This window comes from Bacillus sp. NH11B (assembly GCF_001884205.1).
In the GTDB taxonomy this organism is placed as follows: domain Bacteria; phylum Bacillota; class Bacilli; order Bacillales; family Bacillaceae_G; genus Bacillus_A; species Bacillus_A proteolyticus.
On record NZ_MAOG01000010.1, the window covers coordinates 1 to 17,957 of the forward strand.

At 38.1% G+C, this 17,957-nt stretch carries 16 protein-coding genes and 1 riboswitch; of the genes, 9 read left to right on the forward strand and 7 right to left on the reverse strand.

The genetic code is table 11. The features are described from left to right. Together BAU27_RS00290 and speD are read left to right on the forward strand one after the other, a co-directional pair. The coding region (locus BAU27_RS00290; RefSeq protein WP_071769810.1) for a polyamine aminopropyltransferase at window positions 1-1,021 on the forward strand (1,021 nt) is incomplete at its 5' end. An 18-nt stretch (window positions 1,022-1,039) separates the two neighbouring features. Next, window positions 1,040-1,411, forward strand: a complete 372-nt coding sequence (gene speD / locus BAU27_RS00295; RefSeq protein ID WP_044738101.1) for an adenosylmethionine decarboxylase — start codon at window positions 1,040-1,042, stop codon at window positions 1,409-1,411. Between the two features lie 352 nt (window positions 1,412-1,763). Here speD and BAU27_RS00305 read toward each other — a convergent pair whose 3' ends face one another. From BAU27_RS00305 to BAU27_RS00315, 3 genes are read right to left on the reverse strand one after another with little or no spacing between them, the layout of a single operon-like run. Further along, window positions 1,764-2,081, reverse strand: coding sequence for a PTS sugar transporter subunit IIA (locus BAU27_RS00305; protein WP_071769811.1), 318 nt, complete (start codon window positions 2,079-2,081; stop codon window positions 1,764-1,766). Window positions 2,082-2,090: 9 nt separating this feature from the next. Next, window positions 2,091-3,392 (reverse strand): PTS cellobiose transporter subunit IIC, encoded by a 1,302-nt coding sequence (gene celB, locus BAU27_RS00310; RefSeq protein WP_071769812.1) that lies wholly within the window; start codon window positions 3,390-3,392, stop codon window positions 2,091-2,093. A 14-nt stretch (window positions 3,393-3,406) separates the two neighbouring features. Continuing rightward, on the reverse strand, window positions 3,407-3,709 hold the full coding sequence (locus tag BAU27_RS00315) for a PTS sugar transporter subunit IIB (protein WP_071743925.1): 303 nt from the start codon (window positions 3,707-3,709) through the stop codon (window positions 3,407-3,409). Window positions 3,710-3,934: 225 nt separating this feature from the next. On the opposite strand from BAU27_RS00315, the gene BAU27_RS00320 reads away from it, so the two are divergent. The 3 genes from BAU27_RS00320 (at window position 3,935) to BAU27_RS00330 (ending at window position 6,891) form a co-directional block, all read left to right on the forward strand. Continuing rightward, window positions 3,935-5,152 carry a dicarboxylate/amino acid:cation symporter gene (locus BAU27_RS00320; protein WP_000649358.1) on the forward strand — a complete coding sequence of 406 codons (1,218 nt, stop codon included), beginning with the start codon at window positions 3,935-3,937 and terminating at the stop codon, window positions 5,150-5,152. Between the two features lie 159 nt (window positions 5,153-5,311). Next, window positions 5,312-6,469, forward strand: coding sequence for an acyltransferase (locus tag BAU27_RS00325; RefSeq protein WP_071769813.1), 1,158 nt, complete (start codon window positions 5,312-5,314; stop codon window positions 6,467-6,469). Window positions 6,470-6,510: 41 nt separating this feature from the next. After that, the gene (locus tag BAU27_RS00330) at window positions 6,511-6,891 is read left to right on the forward strand and encodes a VOC family protein (protein ID WP_071769814.1); all 381 of its coding nucleotides are present in this window, start codon (window positions 6,511-6,513) and stop codon (window positions 6,889-6,891) included. A 39-nt stretch (window positions 6,892-6,930) separates the two neighbouring features. On the opposite strand, the gene BAU27_RS00335 is transcribed toward BAU27_RS00330, so the two are convergent. Continuing rightward, window positions 6,931-8,931 (reverse strand): YhgE/Pip domain-containing protein, encoded by a 2,001-nt coding sequence (locus tag BAU27_RS00335; protein WP_071769815.1) that lies wholly within the window; start codon window positions 8,929-8,931, stop codon window positions 6,931-6,933. Window positions 8,932-9,066: 135 nt separating this feature from the next. Between BAU27_RS00335 and BAU27_RS00340 the strand changes: the two genes are divergently transcribed. After that, on the forward strand, window positions 9,067-9,951 hold the full coding sequence (locus tag BAU27_RS00340) for a LysR family transcriptional regulator (protein WP_071769816.1): 885 nt from the start codon (window positions 9,067-9,069) through the stop codon (window positions 9,949-9,951). A gap of 66 nt (window positions 9,952-10,017) precedes the next feature. On the opposite strand, the gene BAU27_RS00345 is transcribed toward BAU27_RS00340, so the two are convergent. Both BAU27_RS00345 and BAU27_RS32170 read right to left on the reverse strand, forming a co-directional pair. Beyond that, the gene (locus BAU27_RS00345) at window positions 10,018-11,103 is read right to left on the reverse strand and encodes a transcriptional regulator (RefSeq protein ID WP_071769817.1); all 1,086 of its coding nucleotides are present in this window, start codon (window positions 11,101-11,103) and stop codon (window positions 10,018-10,020) included. A 90-nt stretch (window positions 11,104-11,193) separates the two neighbouring features. After that, window positions 11,194-11,343 carry a hypothetical protein gene (locus BAU27_RS32170; RefSeq protein ID WP_000283176.1) on the reverse strand — a complete coding sequence of 50 codons (150 nt, stop codon included), beginning with the start codon at window positions 11,341-11,343 and terminating at the stop codon, window positions 11,194-11,196. A gap of 268 nt (window positions 11,344-11,611) precedes the next feature. Here BAU27_RS32170 and cydA point away from each other — a divergent pair, with 268 nt between their 5' ends. The 3 genes from cydA (at window position 11,612) to BAU27_RS00365 (ending at window position 15,683) form a co-directional block, all read left to right on the forward strand. Next, the gene (cydA, locus tag BAU27_RS00355; RefSeq protein WP_071769818.1) at window positions 11,612-12,967 is read left to right on the forward strand and encodes a cytochrome ubiquinol oxidase subunit I; all 1,356 of its coding nucleotides are present in this window, start codon (window positions 11,612-11,614) and stop codon (window positions 12,965-12,967) included. Then, window positions 12,960-13,985 carry a cytochrome d ubiquinol oxidase subunit II gene (locus BAU27_RS00360; RefSeq protein WP_000544179.1) on the forward strand — a complete coding sequence of 342 codons (1,026 nt, stop codon included), beginning with the start codon at window positions 12,960-12,962 and terminating at the stop codon, window positions 13,983-13,985. Before cydA ends, BAU27_RS00360 begins: the two co-directional genes overlap by 8 nt. A gap of 339 nt (window positions 13,986-14,324) precedes the next feature. Continuing rightward, window positions 14,325-15,683, forward strand: coding sequence for an arsenic transporter (locus tag BAU27_RS00365; protein WP_071769819.1), 1,359 nt, complete (start codon window positions 14,325-14,327; stop codon window positions 15,681-15,683). A 252-nt stretch (window positions 15,684-15,935) separates the two neighbouring features. Here the strand turns inward: BAU27_RS00365 and thiC are convergent, their stop codons facing one another. Next, complete coding sequence (thiC, locus tag BAU27_RS00370) at window positions 15,936-17,696, reverse strand: phosphomethylpyrimidine synthase ThiC (RefSeq protein WP_071769820.1); 1,761 nt, start codon at window positions 17,694-17,696, stop codon at window positions 15,936-15,938. 112 nt (window positions 17,697-17,808) lie between these two features. Continuing rightward, window positions 17,809-17,924, reverse strand: a riboswitch (TPP riboswitch). Between the last annotated feature and the right edge of the window lie 33 nt (window positions 17,925-17,957).

A 17,957-nucleotide genomic window follows, 5' to 3' on the forward strand; every position in this document is an offset into this window, starting at 1 on the left:
GGACAAACAAGATAAACAGGACAAACAAGATAAACAGGACAAACAAGATAAACAGGACAAACAAGATAAACAAGACAAGCAGGATAAGCAAGTACAATCGGAAAATGTAATGATAGTACCCACAGATTCGCACAGCTTAGATATATGGGATGAAATTTCGCTAAAAGAAATACAAACTGGTGAACATACAAGTTTATTTGAAAAAAAAAGCAATTATCAAAACATTGATTTACTCCAAGTAAGCGATATCCGTCTATATTTGGATAAACAGCTACAATTTAGTTCCGTCGATGAGCAAATCTATCATGAAGCACTTGTTCACCCGATTATGTCAAAGGTAATAGATCCAAAGCGTGTTCTCATATTAGGCGGTGGCGATGGTCTTGCTTTAAGAGAGGTTTTAAAATATGAAACGGTTACCCATGTAGACCTCGTCGACTTAGACGAAGAAATGATTAAGATGGCTCGCAATGTTCCAGAATTAGTTTCTTTAAATCAACAAGCATTTTTTGATGATCGTGCAAATGTACATGTATGTGACGCGAAAGAATTTCTGAAATCTCCTTCCTCTTTATATGATGTAATTATTATTGATTTTCCTGATCCAGCGACAGAAGTGCTAAGCACTTTATATACAAGTGAACTTTTTGCCCTTATAGCTACATTCCTAACTGAAGATGGAGCATTTGTCTGCCAATCTAATTCACCTGCTGATGCACCTCTTGTATATTGGAGCATCGGTAACACAATTGAAAATGCCGGATTAATTGTAAAAAGCTATCATACAATTGTTCCTTCTTTCGGAACTGACTGGGGATTTCATATTGCTGCTAACTCCTCGCTTGTACTCAATCAAATCGAACAATTTTACGTAGTACCATCCCCTCGAACATTACCTTCTCTTCTTACTCCTTTATTTCAATTTAAAGAAGAACAGTTAGAGCACCGTAATAATGCCGTTTTAAATTTAGAATCTGATCTTACCCTACATCATTGCTATCAAATAGAAATGGAGTTTTAACAAGGAGGCTACAAATATATGGACTATTCTACATTTGGGCGTCATATAATAGTAGATTTATGGGGCGTAGATTTTTCTCTATTAAATGATATTCATTTTTTAGAGCATCATTTAATTGCTGCTGCGAATCGCTCTGGTGCTCACGTTTTAAATGTAAGTAACAAAGAATTCCACCCATATGGAGTGACGGTATTAATTTTATTATCAGAAAGCCATCTCTCTATTCACACTTATCCTGAAAAGGAATTTGCAGCCATTGATTGTTATACTTGCGGTACATCTGTTGATCCTCAAAAAGCCATTGATTCTATAATAAGCGTTTTAAAACCAGACCGTATGCATATAAAAAAATTAATTCGTGGTGTAGGAGAATTTGTTACTATCGATTAGTTATCACCCCCATTTATCCATGAAAAAGGAGGCTTGTTAATATAAAAATACCGTCAGTGGAACTTATAACACTCCACTGATGGTAAGCACACATACATAGTTTATTCACTCCGCTATTCGCCGGGCAGTAAAACCCCCACTGATTAAAGTTTCACTTTATCTTAATTGATGATTTAATTTTGCTATTTTTCGTTTCCAATATAAAGTCATCATAAACCATATAATGAAGCTCACTTTACCCTTTCATTTTTACATAAACCTGGAAATAACACATGCAATCCTGCGTAAGTGGCCCTCTTATTGTCATAACTGTCTCTTTTAAAAACATGAAAAAACCTTGCATAAGCAAGGTTCATTCAGCTACTGACATCTTCCTATATAATTCTACAAACTCACTCGCCAATTCCTTCACTGTAATTGCGTTCATTAAATGATCTTGCGCATGTACCATCAGCAGGGTAACTTCTGTCTTTTCCCCGCCAGCCTCTTTCTGTATGAGCTCTGTTTGTAAGCGGTGCGCCTCTTGCAATTCATTTAACGCTTCTTGTAGTTTAGCTTCTGCTTCCTGAAATTCACCACGCTTCGCGCAATCAATTGCTTCCATTGAACAACTTCTCGCATTTCCTCCATGCAAGATTAAATGAAAAGCTTTCGTCTCTATCGTATCCATTTTAGTTCTTTACTCCCCCTTTTCTTCAGCTAATTTTTGTTTATCCCATATTTTTAAGAATGGTAAGTAAATAAAGAATGCTAGTGCAAAGTTAACAAGTTGCAGAATAACACCTGAAATTTTCCCACCCGATCCTAAATATCCACTAAAAAGAATAGGTGTCGTCCAAGGTACAGCCGCTCCGCTCGGACGAGCAACTAATCCCCATTCCATTGCAAAATAAGAAACAATCGTTAACACGACTGGCACCAATATAAATGGAATAAGTAAAAGTGGATTCATCACAATCGGCATACCGAAAGTCACCATTTCATTAATATTAAAAATACCTGGAGCAATCGATAATCGTCCGATACTTTTTAATTGCTGACTTCGTGCAAATAATAACATTCCTACAACTAAAGCAAGTGTTGCACCAGAACCTCCCATATAAATCCATAAGTCAAAGAACTGTGCAGTAATCGTATTCGGTACGTCTTGCCCAGCCTGAAAAGCAATTCGATTTTGGTCCATTAACGACAACCAAATCGGACTCATTACACCACCAACAATTGCAGCACCATGAATTCCGCATGCCCAAAGAACATGGACAATAATAACTGCAATTACTGCGCCCCAAAGACTAGCACCAAGTACACTAAGTGGCTCTTGCAGTAGCTTCCCTACAACATTATGAATACTTCCGAAAGTTGTGTGTTCAAAAACCAATCTAATGATCCAAACAACTGTCACAACAATAAATCCTGGAATAAGAGCAGCAAATGAACGTGTTACTGCAGGTGGAACTGTCTCAGGCATCTTTATAATCATTTTTTTCTGTACAATAAATCGGTATATTTCAGTAGATATAATTGCAATAATCATCGCTACAAATAAACCTTGACTGCCCATTAACGCCGCTGGGATTGCTCCATCTACAATCACACTTTCCTTCGTGCTTGGTATAATATATGCAACTTGAAATGGAGTCGCAAGTAAAAATGTCACCAGCGACAATGCCCCGGATGCTAAAGCATCCACTTTATAATATTCTCCAAGCCTGTAAGCGATTCCAAAAACAGCTATTAAAGCCATTATATTAAAAGTTGCACTAACTGGATACCCCAAAGCTGTTTGCCAATTCTCACCAAACAACCCTGCCATAAAATCATTATAACCTGGTATTGGTAATGCACTAATAATAAGAAAAAATGATCCAATAATTAAGAAAGGCATCGTTAAAACAATTCCATCACGAATCGCTTGCAAATGTCTCTGTTCTGCAACCTTTCCTGCCACTGGCATCACATATTTCTCTAAAAACCGTATCATCTATCCCACTCTCCTCATGGTTTCATTGACAAAGCTGCTTGTAAGATAGCTTCTCCATTACAAAGCCCGTAATGGACGGATTGAATTACATCAACAGGTATTCCCTTCTCTTTACATAATTCTTTCATTTTCGGTAATAAATAGCGTACTTGCGGCCCAAGTAAAAGTACATCTGCATCATCAATATGATTTCGTACTTCTGAACCTGATACAGCCCAAATCTTTACCTCTATCCCCTTTGCCCCTGCTGCTTTCTCCATTTTTGTAACTATCAAACTGGAAGACATTCCCGCTGCACAGCAAAGTAAAATATTCATCCCGCTTCCCTCCCCCTTTTTCTACACCTAATTTATGGTGCAGCCCTTGCCACCACTAGGTTACAAATATATATGTCTAGATTTCTAACTGTATGCCGAGCTTAAAAACAAAAATTTCTTGGTTTTCATGCTATTCCATCTATCGTATTTTCCTAGTAAAGATGTCTCTAACTCGCTATAATGATTCAGTATGATTTTTTTTATAATCGATAGGAGGGTTTATTTATGAAGGCATATCGCTTTCCACTTATTTTATTATCTTCTATCCTAATTGGTGGTTTCATTGGTTATTTCATGGGTGCCGATGCAGTTGCTTTAAAGCCGCTTGGTGACATTTTCTTAAACTTAATGTTTACGATTGTTGTACCTTTAGTATTCTTTAGCATCGCGTCATCTATTGCTAATATGGATGGATTAAAACGTTTCGGTAAAATTATGTCTAGTATGGCTGGAACTTTCTTATTTACAAGTATTTTAGCTGCTATTTTTATGATTATTATCGTGAAAGTATTCCCGCCAGCACAAGGTGTTGTATTAGAACTAACACAGCCTGATAAAGCTGAAAAAGCAGTTAGTGTTGCGGATCAAATCGTCGGTATCTTAACAGTATCTGACTTCTCGAAGTTACTATCTCGTGAAAATATGTTAGCCCTTATTTTCTTCTCTATCTTAATGGGGATTGCAACTTCAGCAGTTGGTGAAAAAGGTAAACCGTTCGCTACATTCCTACAAGCTGGTGCAGAAATTTCAATGAAAGTCGTATCTTTCATTATGTACTACGCTCCAATCGGACTTGCTGCTTACTTCGCAGCATTAGTTGGTGAATTCGGGCCACAACTTCTTGGAACTTACTTCCGAGCAGCAATGGTATACTATCCTGCATCTCTAATTTACTTCTTTGTATTCTTTACGTTCTATGCATACCTTGCAGGTCGCAAGCAAGGTGTTCAAATATTTTGGAAGAACATGGTCTCTCCTACAGTTACATCACTTGCAACTTGTAGTAGCGCCGCAAGTATTCCAGCGAACTTAGAAGCAACGAAGAAAATGGGTATTTCTTCAGACGTTCGTGAAACAGTTGTCCTTCTTGGGTCTACACTTCATAAAGACGGATCTGTTTTAGGCGGCGTATTAAAAATTGCTTTCTTATTCGGTATTTTCAACATGGAATTCGAAGGACCGAAAACATTGGCAATCGCACTTGTCGTTTCTCTATTAGTAGGAACTGTAATGGGTGCTATTCCAGGCGGCGGTATGATTGGTGAAATGTTAATCGTTTCTCTATACGGATTCCCGCCAGAAGCATTGCCGATTATCGCGGCAATTAGTACAATTATTGATCCTCCTGCAACGATGTTAAACGTAACAGCAGATAACGCTTGTGCCGTAATGACAGCTCGCCTTGTAGAAGGTAAAAACTGGATCAAAAACAAATTTGCTTAATAGATAGAAAGAAGATGCTCGTTTCGAGCATCTTCTTTTTTTCGTTATTTATTGATATCAATTACTATCGCCACAAATTTGTTGAAATCTTCACAAATATTCCACACCTATCATCCATTCTCCGTACTATAATCATGTATGGAAAAGGAGATGGACACAATGACACAAAGCGCACCAGAATTTAAAGTTTTGCAAAGCATTGCATTTCTTGCTGTCGTTTTGCAAAGTTCCTTATTATATACAATGAACCAAGGAAATGCCTTACTCGAGCAATCCCTCATTATGGGCATGCTATTTAATCTCGCAAAATTTTCAGCACCTGCATTCATATTTATCGTCGGCTTCCATTTAATTCGGCTATATACGAAGCAACTCGTTTACAGAGAATATATTTATGAAAAAGCCGCACATTTACTCATTCCTTATTTCTTCTGGTCTATTCTTTATCTATTAACAACAAACGATGTCATTACACTGCAAGGCGGAATAAAAAGTTTATTACTCGGAACGGCTGCACCTCATCTTTGGTACGTTATTATGATGTTCCAAATTCACTTATTGTTCCCTTTACTATGCACACTATTTTATTGGTTTCAAAAACGAACAGAAAATAAAAAAGACATATACAAATATATGACCATTTTCGCTTGCCTATATTTCCTTTTAATGTGGTACTCTTCTCACTACATTTTTAATGGAGAGAAATTGACGAGCTCAACCATTTTACATTATACAGATCGTTCCTTCTTCTTCTACTCATTCTATTTCGTCATGGGGGGAATAGCTGCTGTCGCATTAAAAACTTGGCGTTTATTCGTCATGAAACATATCCCGCTCATAACAATACTATTTTTCATCTTATTTTTATTCATCAATTATGAGTTATTTAGTTTTTACGGCGTGAACTCTATTCATTTAACTGTTTCTACTTATTTAAAACCATCTATGTTTCTATATATCGTATGCGAAATTATCATACTATACGTGCTATCTATTACAATTGTACAGCGACGCGGTTTCTTATATAAAGCTTTACGATTTATCGGGAATTACACGTATGGTGCTTATTTAGCTCATTTTTTCTTCTTACAACTATGTACAAAATTTCTTTCTTTATTCACATTGCAAGAAAACACAATATTATATAGCCTATTATTATTTATACTAACAGCCACAATCTCTATTTCAGCAATGGTCATTTGCAGCATACTACCCTTTCATACTTGGATTACAGGGCCTTCCCCTACGACAAATATGAAATGGGCCAAGATTGCCATTCGGAAGAATCATGAAAAAGTATTTAAACCATATATTTGATATAATAATACCTATATAAAAAAAGAAAGCAGGAGACACCTATGATTACTCAAATCGGACAAATTATGTTATATGTAAATAACCAAGATGAATCAGTGCAATTCTGGACAGAAACAGTAGGATTCCAAATCGTTGCGGAAGAAAATAACGGTCAAGGATTTCGATGGATTGAAATTGCGCCGGCAAAAGAAGCTGGAACAAGCATTGTCCTTCACGATAAAGCGTTAATCGCGAAGATGCAACCTGAATTAAACTTAAATACACCGTCTCTAATGTTCTTCTCTACTAACTTAGATCAACTATATAAAGATCTTTCTGAGAAAAATGTCACAGTTGGACAAGTTGTAGATTTACCTACTGGTAGAGCCTTCAATTTTGCTGATAATGAAAATAATTACTTTGCAGTTATGGAAAAGAAATAAGAAAAAGCTATCCGGAAAAATCGGATAGCTTCTTTTATTTTAAGAAACTTGTTCTGCACTTTTTTCTCTATGCTGTATATGACTCGTGATCCAAGCAATCCCTCCAGCAACAACGAGGTAGCATAACAATATTAAAATTTGCATTTGTAATTGCGACCAATCTCCTAAAGAGATAACATCTTGTAATCCTCGAAGGGAATGAGACATTGGGAGAAACTGTCCAATTTTGCTAAGAACAGCTACGTTTAATTCTCCTGGGAAAGTCCCCCCACTCGTCGCTAATTGCAGGACAAGGAGCGTTACCGCTGCGAACTTCCCAACAAGACCAAATACGGTTACTAACATAAGAATAAACGTCATGAACGTAAAGGAAATAACAATACTGGATAAAACAAAGAGTGGCACACTGGCAACTTCTAATTTCATAACGCCTAGCACAACTACATCTACAAGTAGCGCTTGAATAAGTCCAATTAAATATACCAATCCTAGTTTATTAACAAAGTGTACCGTTCCACTTACCTTCATATTTTGTCTACGGCCAAGCGGTAAAATATTCGATGCCATAATTCCACCAACATAAAATGCAAGCGATAAGAAATATGGTGCAATACCTGAACCGTAGTTAGGCACGTCAGAAACTGTTGACTTCACTAATTGAACTGGTTCTGCAAACATCGTATTGCGTGCATCATCATTGCGAACATCTGCTATCTTCTCTGCGCCCTCTCCCAATTTCGTGGAAAGTTCTTTCGCACCCTCGTCAAGTTTGACAAGTCCGTTCGTTAACTTCTCAGCACCGTTATTTAGCTCCGTTCCACCACTCGCAAGCTGATTTACACCTTCTTGTAGAGAAGTAAATCCATTCCCCCACTTCGCAAATCCATCAGCTAAATTCGAAGTGCCATCTGCTATCTTTTTCGTTCCAGCAGTAGCTTCACTTAACTTAACTCCGAATGTATTCATGCCTTCTTCAACCTTATGCTGACCGTCAGCAAGCTTCTTCGCGCCTTGTGTCAATTGTTGTTGGCTATTATTCAAAGTATTTGTTGCTTTAGCTAATCCATTAGAAGTAGCAACGATTTTTTGAAAAGCAGGATCTTGCTGTGCTTCTGGATGATTTTTCATGTACTCCTCTAATTGCTTCTTCATACTACTTGCCACATCATCCGCATTTACTTGTCCCTCAGCAAGTTTCTCACTTCCGTTCACCCATTCATTTGTACCGGCACTTAATTCACTAACTCCTGATTGTAAAGTTTTTTCACCTTGCGCTAGTAACTCCATACCACTATGAAGTGATGTCGCTCCTTGACTAAGCTCATTTGCTCCCCCTGTTAACGCCGATTGGCTAGAAGCAAGCTTACCACTTCCTTCTTTCAACTTCACTGTCCCGTCACTTAAACGATTAATACCATCTGCAAGCTGATTCGCCCCATTTTTTGCATCCGTCGTTCCTTCATGTAACTTCCCAGCACCGTTACTCGCATCACTCAACCCTTGTGCCAAATCTTGAAACTTTGAAAAGACACCTTCTGTATAAGATTTCGTAATGCTATTCGAAATTTTTGTTTTCATATTTTCAACAGCTGTCGTTCCAATTTGAGCTGCTACAAAGTTTTTACCCGGATTTACTTTGTACTGCAACTTTGCCGGCTCTGGTTTCTCATCCATAAGTGTACTTACCTTTTTAGAGAAATCCTCTGGAATCGTAACAACCATATAATACTTGTCTTCTTTTAGCCCTTCATCAGCATTTTTTTCTGATACGAAATGAAAAGCCAGTTCCTTATTCTCTTTTAAATTTTTAACAAAATCGTCTCCTGCATGAATTATTTTTTCATCCATCGCAGCACCCTTATCTAAATTTACAACTGCAACAGGTAATTTATCTAATCGTCCGTATGGATCCCAATATCCAGCTAAGAAAAATCCTGAATAAATTAAAGGAACGATTAACAAAAAAATTAAAGCGATACGTCCATGTTTATGGTTCCACATCGCCTTCCAATCTTTAAATATAAGTTGAATTCCCTTCATGAAACATACTCCTTCTCCTAATTTAACACCCTTCGAATGGTTTAACAGATTCACTATACACGTCACTTTCCATACTGTATAATACATCTTTAATTATAAATTCATTCCTTTTGGTCTATAGAAAGGAGATTCGAAATGGAACTTCTTCAATTAAAATACTTTCAGACAGTCGCACGACTAGAACATATGACAAAAGCAGCTGAGGAATTACATATCGCGCAGCCTTCACTCAGCAAAACAATTGCTAGACTAGAAAAGGACTTAGGCGTTCCATTATTTGATCGCCAAGGTCGACAGATTACATTAAACTCTTTCGGAAAAGTATTTTTAAAACGAGTAGAACGTATTCTTCATGAATTAAGTGAAGGAGAACGAGAAATTAAAGACTTAGCTGAATTACAACAAGGCTCTATTACACTTGCAGTTTCTATTCCAAGAATATTACCCGAGCTACTCGGTTCTTTTTTACTAGAACATCCTAATGTTCGATTCCAGCAATTTCTCGCATCTACTCCTTCTATGAAAAGACAACTAGATAATATGGAAATCGATTTTTGTATCTCATCTGTGCCAATTGAAGGCGAGGAAATAGTTTGGGAACCACTTATTACAGAAGAAATTTTCTTAGTCGTTCCTTCAGGCCATCGGTTATCAAACCGCGAAAGTATTCATCTACATGAAGTAAAAGACGAACCGTTCATTAGTATGAACACTGGTTACGGATTTCGGCACTTAACAGATGAATTTTGTAAAGAAGCTGGTTTCACTCCGCATATCGCTTTTGAAGTAGATGAACCAACCGTGATTAGCGACCTCATTAAGCAAGGTCTTGGCATCGCATTTGTTCCAAGCTTAACTTTATTAAAAAACTCTACTTTAGCACCAAATAAGTTACGTATTATTGAACCTAATTGCGAGCGAACCATCGGCTTAAGTTGGTCGAAGAAACGTTACTTATCAAAAACTGCCCAGCAATTTCGTGAATTCGTGATTGATTACTTCTCCAATATTAGGGCGTAAAATTATATCGCTTTACAAACAAATAACGACACAAATAGAAGGTGCCACCCTATAGGATGGCACCTTCTATCCCTTGCTCTTCTCTAATTCCATTTCAGCTAAAAGCGGTAATACATTATCGAAAATATGTGTATTATTATTCTCACCTGTTACATATCCACCATAATATCTACTAAATACATTATCATTTCGGAATGTAGTCATCCGGTCATACAATTCCTTCGCAAACTTTGTATTACCTGTTTGTAATACGTACAAAATTGTTAATCCATAAGATGCTGGCGATTCATAGTTTACAGTTTGTTTTCCCGTTTCTAAGTTATAACGACCGTATAACTTTCCGTCCTCATGGAATTTTTTCTTTATAAATTCCAAATAAGCATCTGATGAAAGACCGCCTAAGCTACGATGATACGCAACGTAGGATTGATCAATAAGATTCACTTCTTTATCGTATGTAAATGTACCATCTTCTTTATACTCTTTCGGAAACGCCCAACCCTCTCTCGGATAATCTGCTAAAAACTGAACTACTTCCTGATACTGCTGTGCAGAAATTTTTCCGTACTTTTTCATATACGAGAATGCATGAGGATTTATGTAAGATGTTGTTGTAAATTTATTTTGTTTACCTGCATCTGCATCATAATAATCCACGTAATAATTATCTTTTTTATTATAACGAAGTACAGCATTGCTCAATTGATCAGCAAGGTTTTTATAGCGCTCTTCCTTATACATTTCATAAGCACGATATAATTGTTCAATAATACGAAGATCATCTATAAGTGCATTGGTGGCTGACTGCATTTCTCCCTTTTCAGAGATTTTCCATAAAATGATGTGATCCTTATGTACAAAATTATTTTGAATAACCTTTACTTGTTCATCGAATAGTAACTGATCATCTTTATCAAGCGTATATTGTAACCATAGTCCTGCCGATTCTGATAAAGCTTCACGGCCCTTCGCCTCACCTGTTCCTGCCTTTGTATCTGCTAAACGGTAGGTTGCAAGTGTTCCATTTTCATTTACCATATGCCTTAAAATAAAATGCTCCGTACGGTTTCCTTGTAAAGCTGACCAAAATACAATTCCGCCTAAAGCGATTAAGAGAATAACCCCAATCCCTATATATAAACGTTTTCGCAAACTTTTCACCTCTTTAGTAAGGCTAACCTTAATTTTATCAGAACATACGCGAATATAAAAAAGACAATCCTTTAGATTGTCTTTTTCTCACTACCCCTCACAAACCTCTTTAGAAGGTCTATATAGCGATTCCACAAGTCGATCATATTCACGACGCGTAATTTCTTTATTATATAACTTTAATAATAAATCTCTATGCTCTTTTGAAAATGCCATCTTTTTAATGACTTCAGGATACATAAGACACCCTCTCCATTTCACATAAACTTCTTCATTTCATAAACGTAACACGCCGAATCAGAACTTATGTTCGCATAAAAGATTATAAAATATTCTTCTCTAAAAAACAAACAAAATATTACCTAATATATATTTCTTTCTTTTTCGAATATTCAAAACTATGTTAACACATTCTCTTTTTTTAATGCATATATATTTTCGGCATTTTATTGAATAAATCTTCCAATTCAATCAGAAAATAATGGCAAAAAAGAAGAGGAGTATACATATGGATACCGTAACATTAGCAAGAGCATTTTTTGGTTCTTCATTAGCATTCCACATTATCTTTGCAACACTTGGAGTTGGGCTTTCATTGATGATTTTTATAAGTGAAGTACTCTATCACTGGAAGAAAGATTCCGACTATGCCATTATGGCAAAAAGATGGACAAAAGCTTTTGCGATTCTTCTCGGTGTAGCAATTCCAACTGGAACCATTGTTGGTGTGCAAATTTCACTACTTTGGCCTGGCTTCGCTAAAATTGTTGGGCAAGTTATTTCCGTGCCGTTTCAAATTGAGATTTTCGCCTTCTTTTTAGAAGCTTTATTCATGTCTATTTATGTATATGCAGCTGATAAACTACCTCCATTTATGAGATTAGTCTCGTTATTTTTCGTTATGCTTGGTGCCACTGCATCTGCCGTGCTTATTACATCAGCAAACACATGGATGAATACACCTGCGGGCTTTTCAATGGGACCAGATGGCTCAGTTTTTAACGTTGATCCGTGGAAAGCTTTCTTTAATCCAAGCTTTGGCACAAGTGCATTCCACGTCGTTATTACAGCTTATGCAGCCGGAGCAGCCGTCATCGCTTCCATCGCTGGATTTAAATTATTAAAGAAAAATTTAAGTGCGCGTGAAATTGCTTATCATAAAAAAGGATTATTGTTAGGTCTTGTCGTTACATTTATCACAGGTGCTACGATGTGGATTTCAGGACACGAATCAGCTATTGCCTTACATAAACATTCACCTGAAAAACTAGCATCTGCTGAAGCTCTGTTTGAAACGACATCACACGCCCCTTTATCGATTGGCGGGGTTGTGGATCCTAATACACTTGAACTAAACTATGCACTCGAAATTCCGAATATGCTCAGCTTACTAGTAGGACTCGATCCTAGCACCGTCGTAAAAGGGCTCAATGAATTCCCTCAAGAAACGTGGCCACCATTTTATACACATACACTTTTCAACTTAATGGTTGGAGCTGCCGCCTTTACCTTTGCAGTTGCAGCGATTGCTCTCTTGTATTGGTACTTTGTTTATCGAAAAAAAGGGGCGGAGTTACCGAAGTGGCTTCTTTGGGGCACTGCAGCATGCGGACCAGTTATGATGCTCGGTATTGAATTTGGATGGATTTTCAGTTGTAGTGGTCGTCAGCCATGGACAATTTATGGCATGCAACGCACAATAGATGCTTCTACACGCGCTGATTTCGTCGGACCTTTATTTGTTCTATTCATCATTTTATATATCGGACTCGCTATTTTAACAGTCTTTGTACTACGGACATTCTTTAAGAAACATCCGTTAAAGAATGACTTACATCACCAAGGAGGCGATTCTCGTGCATGAGGAAAGCATTGCAATCATCATCTTATGGGCTCTTATTTTCGTATATAGCATACTAGGGTCCATTGATTTTGGAGCTGGTTTTTGGGGCATGGTATACGCTAAACATCCGACGCTCGCTGCGAAGCTTGCTAATCGATACTTATCACCAACTTGGGAAGTAACAAATACGTTTCTTGTCTTTGTCGTTGTCGCTTTTCTCGGTTTCTTTCCAAAAGCGGCCTTTACCCTTGCAACCGTTATGTTCGTACCCGTTATGTTAATTTTAGTACTCGTTGCGATTCGCAGTACATTTATGGTATTTGCTTACTCTCTGCCAAAGTACCAACACCTTCTTCGGATTATTTCAGGTATCACCGGGCTCTTAATTCCAGCTCTATTAATTACCGTTCTACCCGTTACAGAAGGTGCCTATATTACGATGTCTGAAGGAAAAGAAGTGCTCCTTTACGGAAAGCTTCTTTCTAGTCCTGTTATTTATTGTTATATGCTCTTTGGACTAACTTCGGAACTATTTCTATCCTCTCTCTTTCTTGCTGATTTTGCGAGAGAACAAGGTTCAGAAGATGCATATAGAATTTATAGAAGAAATGCCATCATACTTGGTCCGGCAACGCTCGTTACTGCTATTATTGCCCTCGTTGTAATGGACCCTGAAACACACTGGCTTATGCAAGGATTAATAAAGCAATTCCCATGGTTTACAGTCTCTATCGTTTTATTTGTTATCGGATATTCCTCCCTTTGGTGGACAAATAAGAAGTATGGCACACTAGGATTTCCTCGCATTGCAGTTTTAGCTGTCGTCGCTCAATATGCATTTGCAAGCTACGCTTACGGCGTCGCCCATTTACCGTATATCATTTACCCGGATGTAACTGTATTTACAAGCTTTACGACGGTCGAAACATTCTATGCACTTCTTATTCTATACGCAATTGGGATTGCAATTTTACTCCCAGGATTCATTTTTTTCTGGAATTTATTCTTAAAAGACCGCACATTTTTAAAGGAAAAATAATAAATTGAAACTATAATCAGTGGGGGTTTTGTTCATCCCCCACTGATTATTAGACTTCACCAATCGGGCGTTTACGGGCAGTCCCCACCGATCGTGAGGGCTATTTAGAAATAAAAAGATACATGCAGGGCATTCATACTTAGAATGCCCTGCATTTGTTAGGCTTCTATCCTCCTGGTTATTTCACTACTAGTTATACTTGCCCTATAGCATAAAAAACACATATTCACTTCACTCCATTATCCGTCTAGTTCCTCTTATTTTTCACTGAATATACTACCAATATAAACTTGAGATAAGCTACATTCGTTCAAGGAAAAATAGAAAGGTAGGCAAAATATGAGTACTGAAATATGGATTACTATTATTGTATTCTTCTTAACGATGATTGTTATCTTTTGGCGACCTCGTGGCTTAAATGAGGCGTGGCCGGCAGCAATTGGCGCTGGTATTATCCTGATTACTGGCCTTGTATCAAAACCAGACGTCATAGACATTATAAGTAAAATCGGAGGTGCCTCCATAACAATATTAGCGACCATCGTTATGGCGGTTATATTAGAAAGCTTTGGCTTCTTCCATTGGTCCGCAGCAAAACTAGCGAATTTAGCAAAGGGATCCGGTCGCCGTTTATACTGGTACATTCAATTACTTTGTTTTCTTATGACTCTTTTATTCAATAACGACGGTAGTATTTTAATTACAACTCCGATTTTAATTCTACTTCTGAAAAACCTTCAATTAAAACCACATCAACAAATCCCTTATTTATTAAGTGGTGCTTTAATCGCCACTGCATCTAGTGCACCAATTGGTGTAAGTAATATCGTAAACTTAATCGCATTAAATATCGTTCATATGACTCTTTATATGCACACAGCTATGATGTTTGTACCAGCAACATTAGGACTACTGTTTATGTCATGGCTTATGTATACAGTTTTAAAGAAAAAACTTCCGAAAAGATTACCTGTTTCTTCATATGATATTGAGGAGATTTTCTTCACAAAGAACTTCCATCCACTTAAAGGAAAAAATTCTGTTGATACAAAACAAAAACGTACAAGATTCATGTTAAAAGTATTAGGTTTCGTCTTCCTTATGCGCTGCCTTCTATTCGTTGCATCCTTCTTATCCATCCCAATCGAAATTGTTGCGGTACTTGGTTCACTCGTTCTTCTCATCTGGAGATGGTACTACTTACGAACAAACCCAGTCGATATTTTGAAAAAAACACCGTGGCACATTTTAATTTTCGCTTTCTCTATGTATGTAATTATTTACGGGCTTCACAACGCAGGGTTAACAGCGGCACTTGTAAATTGGCTTGAGCCAGTTGTGAGTCAGCATCTACTCTATGCTAGCTTTGCAATGGGTGGACTTGTATCTATCCTCTCTAACATATTCAATAATCACCCTGCACTTATGATCGGTACCATTACGTTAACAGAAATGGGCCTAGATCCAGTCACATTAAAAACTATCTATCTCGCAAATATCATTGGTAGTGACATCGGTTCACTATTATTACCAATCGGTACGCTAGCTTCCCTCATTTGGATGTATATCCTAAGACAAAATAAAATTAAAGTGAAATGGAAAGATTATTTAAGCGTATCTCTCATCGTAATCCCACTCACAACAGCCGTCACATTATTCCTCTTATACTACTGGGTACAATTATTCTTCGCCTTATAAAGTGAAACTTTAATCAGTGGGGGGGTTGTTCATCCCCCACTGATTATTAGCCTTCACCAATCGGGCGTTTACGGGCAGTTTATCTCCCACCTAACTTCTTTGCTCCAGCCGAATTTTGAGGTGGGAGTTTTACTGCCCACAAATAGTGAGATAGAAAACAGAAGCCCCCTTTGCTACCGTCTTAGCAGAGGGGGCTTCTTCTATATTTAAGTTAGGTACAGTGTGATCAATCAAGTAAAGAGGTGTAACGTGTTATTGATATAAGTGACTACCAGTTTCTTTGAATTCTACCGCTTTCTCTCTCATTCCTTTTTCAATTGCTTCTGTCGTTTCTAAATCATTTTCTTTCGCATATTCACGAATATCATGCGAAATTCTCATACTACAAAACTTCGGTCCACACATTGAACAGAAATGAGCTGTTTTCGCCCCTTCTGCTGGCAATGTTTCATCATGATACTCCATTGCGCGTTCAGGATCTAAAGATAAATTAAATTGATCACGCCAGCGGAATTCGAAACGCGCTTTTGAAAGTGCATCATCACGCTGATGAGCCGTTTTATGCCCTTTCGCAAGATCAGCTGCATGCGCAGCGATTTTGTACGTAATAACCCCCGTACGAACATCATCTTTATTCGGTAAACCTAAATGCTCTTTCGGAGTTACATAACAAAGCATCGCCGTTCCAAACCAGCCGATCATCGCAGCCCCAATCGCTGATGTAATATGGTCATAACCTGGTGCAATATCTGTCGTTAACGGCCCAAGTGTATAGAACGGCGCGCCCTGACAAATATCAAGCTCTTTCTCCATATTCTCTTTAATTAAATGCATCGGTACATGCCCAGGTCCTTCAATCATAACTTGCACATCATGTTTCCAAGCAATTTTTGTCAATTCACCAAGTGTTTCAAGCTCAGAGAATTGTGCTTCGTCATTTGCATCTGCAATCGAACCTGGACGTAATCCATCTCCAAGAGAGAACGAAACATCGTACTGCTTCATAATTTCACAAATCTCTTCAAAATGAGTATATAAGAAGTTTTCTTTATGATGGAATAAACACCACTGCGCCATAATCGAACCACCACGCGAAACAATACCTGTCGTACGCTTTGCAGTAATTGGAATGTAGCGAAGTAATACACCAGCGTGAATCGTAAAGTAATCAACACCTTGCTCCGCTTGCTCAATTAACGTATCACGATACACTTCCCACGTTAAATCCTCTGCAATTCCGTTTACTTTTTCAAGCGCTTGATAAATGGGCACAGTTCCAACTGGTACAGGAGCATTACGAATAATCCACTCACGTGTTGTATGAATATTTTTACCTGTAGATAAATCCATAATCGTATCTGCACCCCAGCGAGTCGCCCACGTCATCTTCTCCACTTCTTCTGCAATAGAAGACGATACAGCAGAGTTTCCGATATTTGCATTGACCTTCACGTGGAAGTTACGTCCGATAATCATCGGTTCTGCTTCCGGATGGTTAATATTCGCTGGTAAAATAGCGCGACCTTCCGCGATTTCCTTGCGAACAAACTCCGGCTCTACTCCTTCACGAATCGCAACATATTCCATCTCAGACGTAATGATGCCATTACGCGCATAATGCATTTGCGTAACATTTGCACCTTGCTTCGCTCTAAGCGGCTGGCGATCCATTTGCGGAAAAACAGGTGTATGTTTCGAAGCCACCTTCACACCGTCATCCTCTGGTTTCACTTCGCGCCCTTCGTATGCTTCTACATCTCCGCGCTCTAGGATCCAAGAGTGGCGCGGCGCCTGCAGCCCCTTTTCCAGCTCCACTTTATACGCAGGATCTGTATAAGGTCCACTCGTATCATACACACGGATTGGCGGATTTGGGACACCGTTCGTTTCACTTTGTTCAATCTCGCGCATCGGCACTTTCATACCTGCACGTGGTCCATCCACATACACTTTCTTACTTCCTGGTAAACTCGATTTCAATTCAATTTGCTCAGCTGAAACAGATTGTTTCATAACTTTTGTTGCCCCCCTGTACGTGACAAGGACGAGATATGGCCAGCGTATGCCAAAATAAAAAGAGCCAGGTCCATAAAAAAATAAGGACCTGGCTCATAAAGACATCATTATGTAAAGCCGTTAACTTCCCTACGCTGGTACGAGCCAGATCAGGTCCAAAGGGTTAAGAAGTTCACACGCTTCTCTCTCAGCCTACGCATACGTTAGGCACCCCTAGTTTATCACTGATTTAATTTTCAATACTTTCCCATCATACAC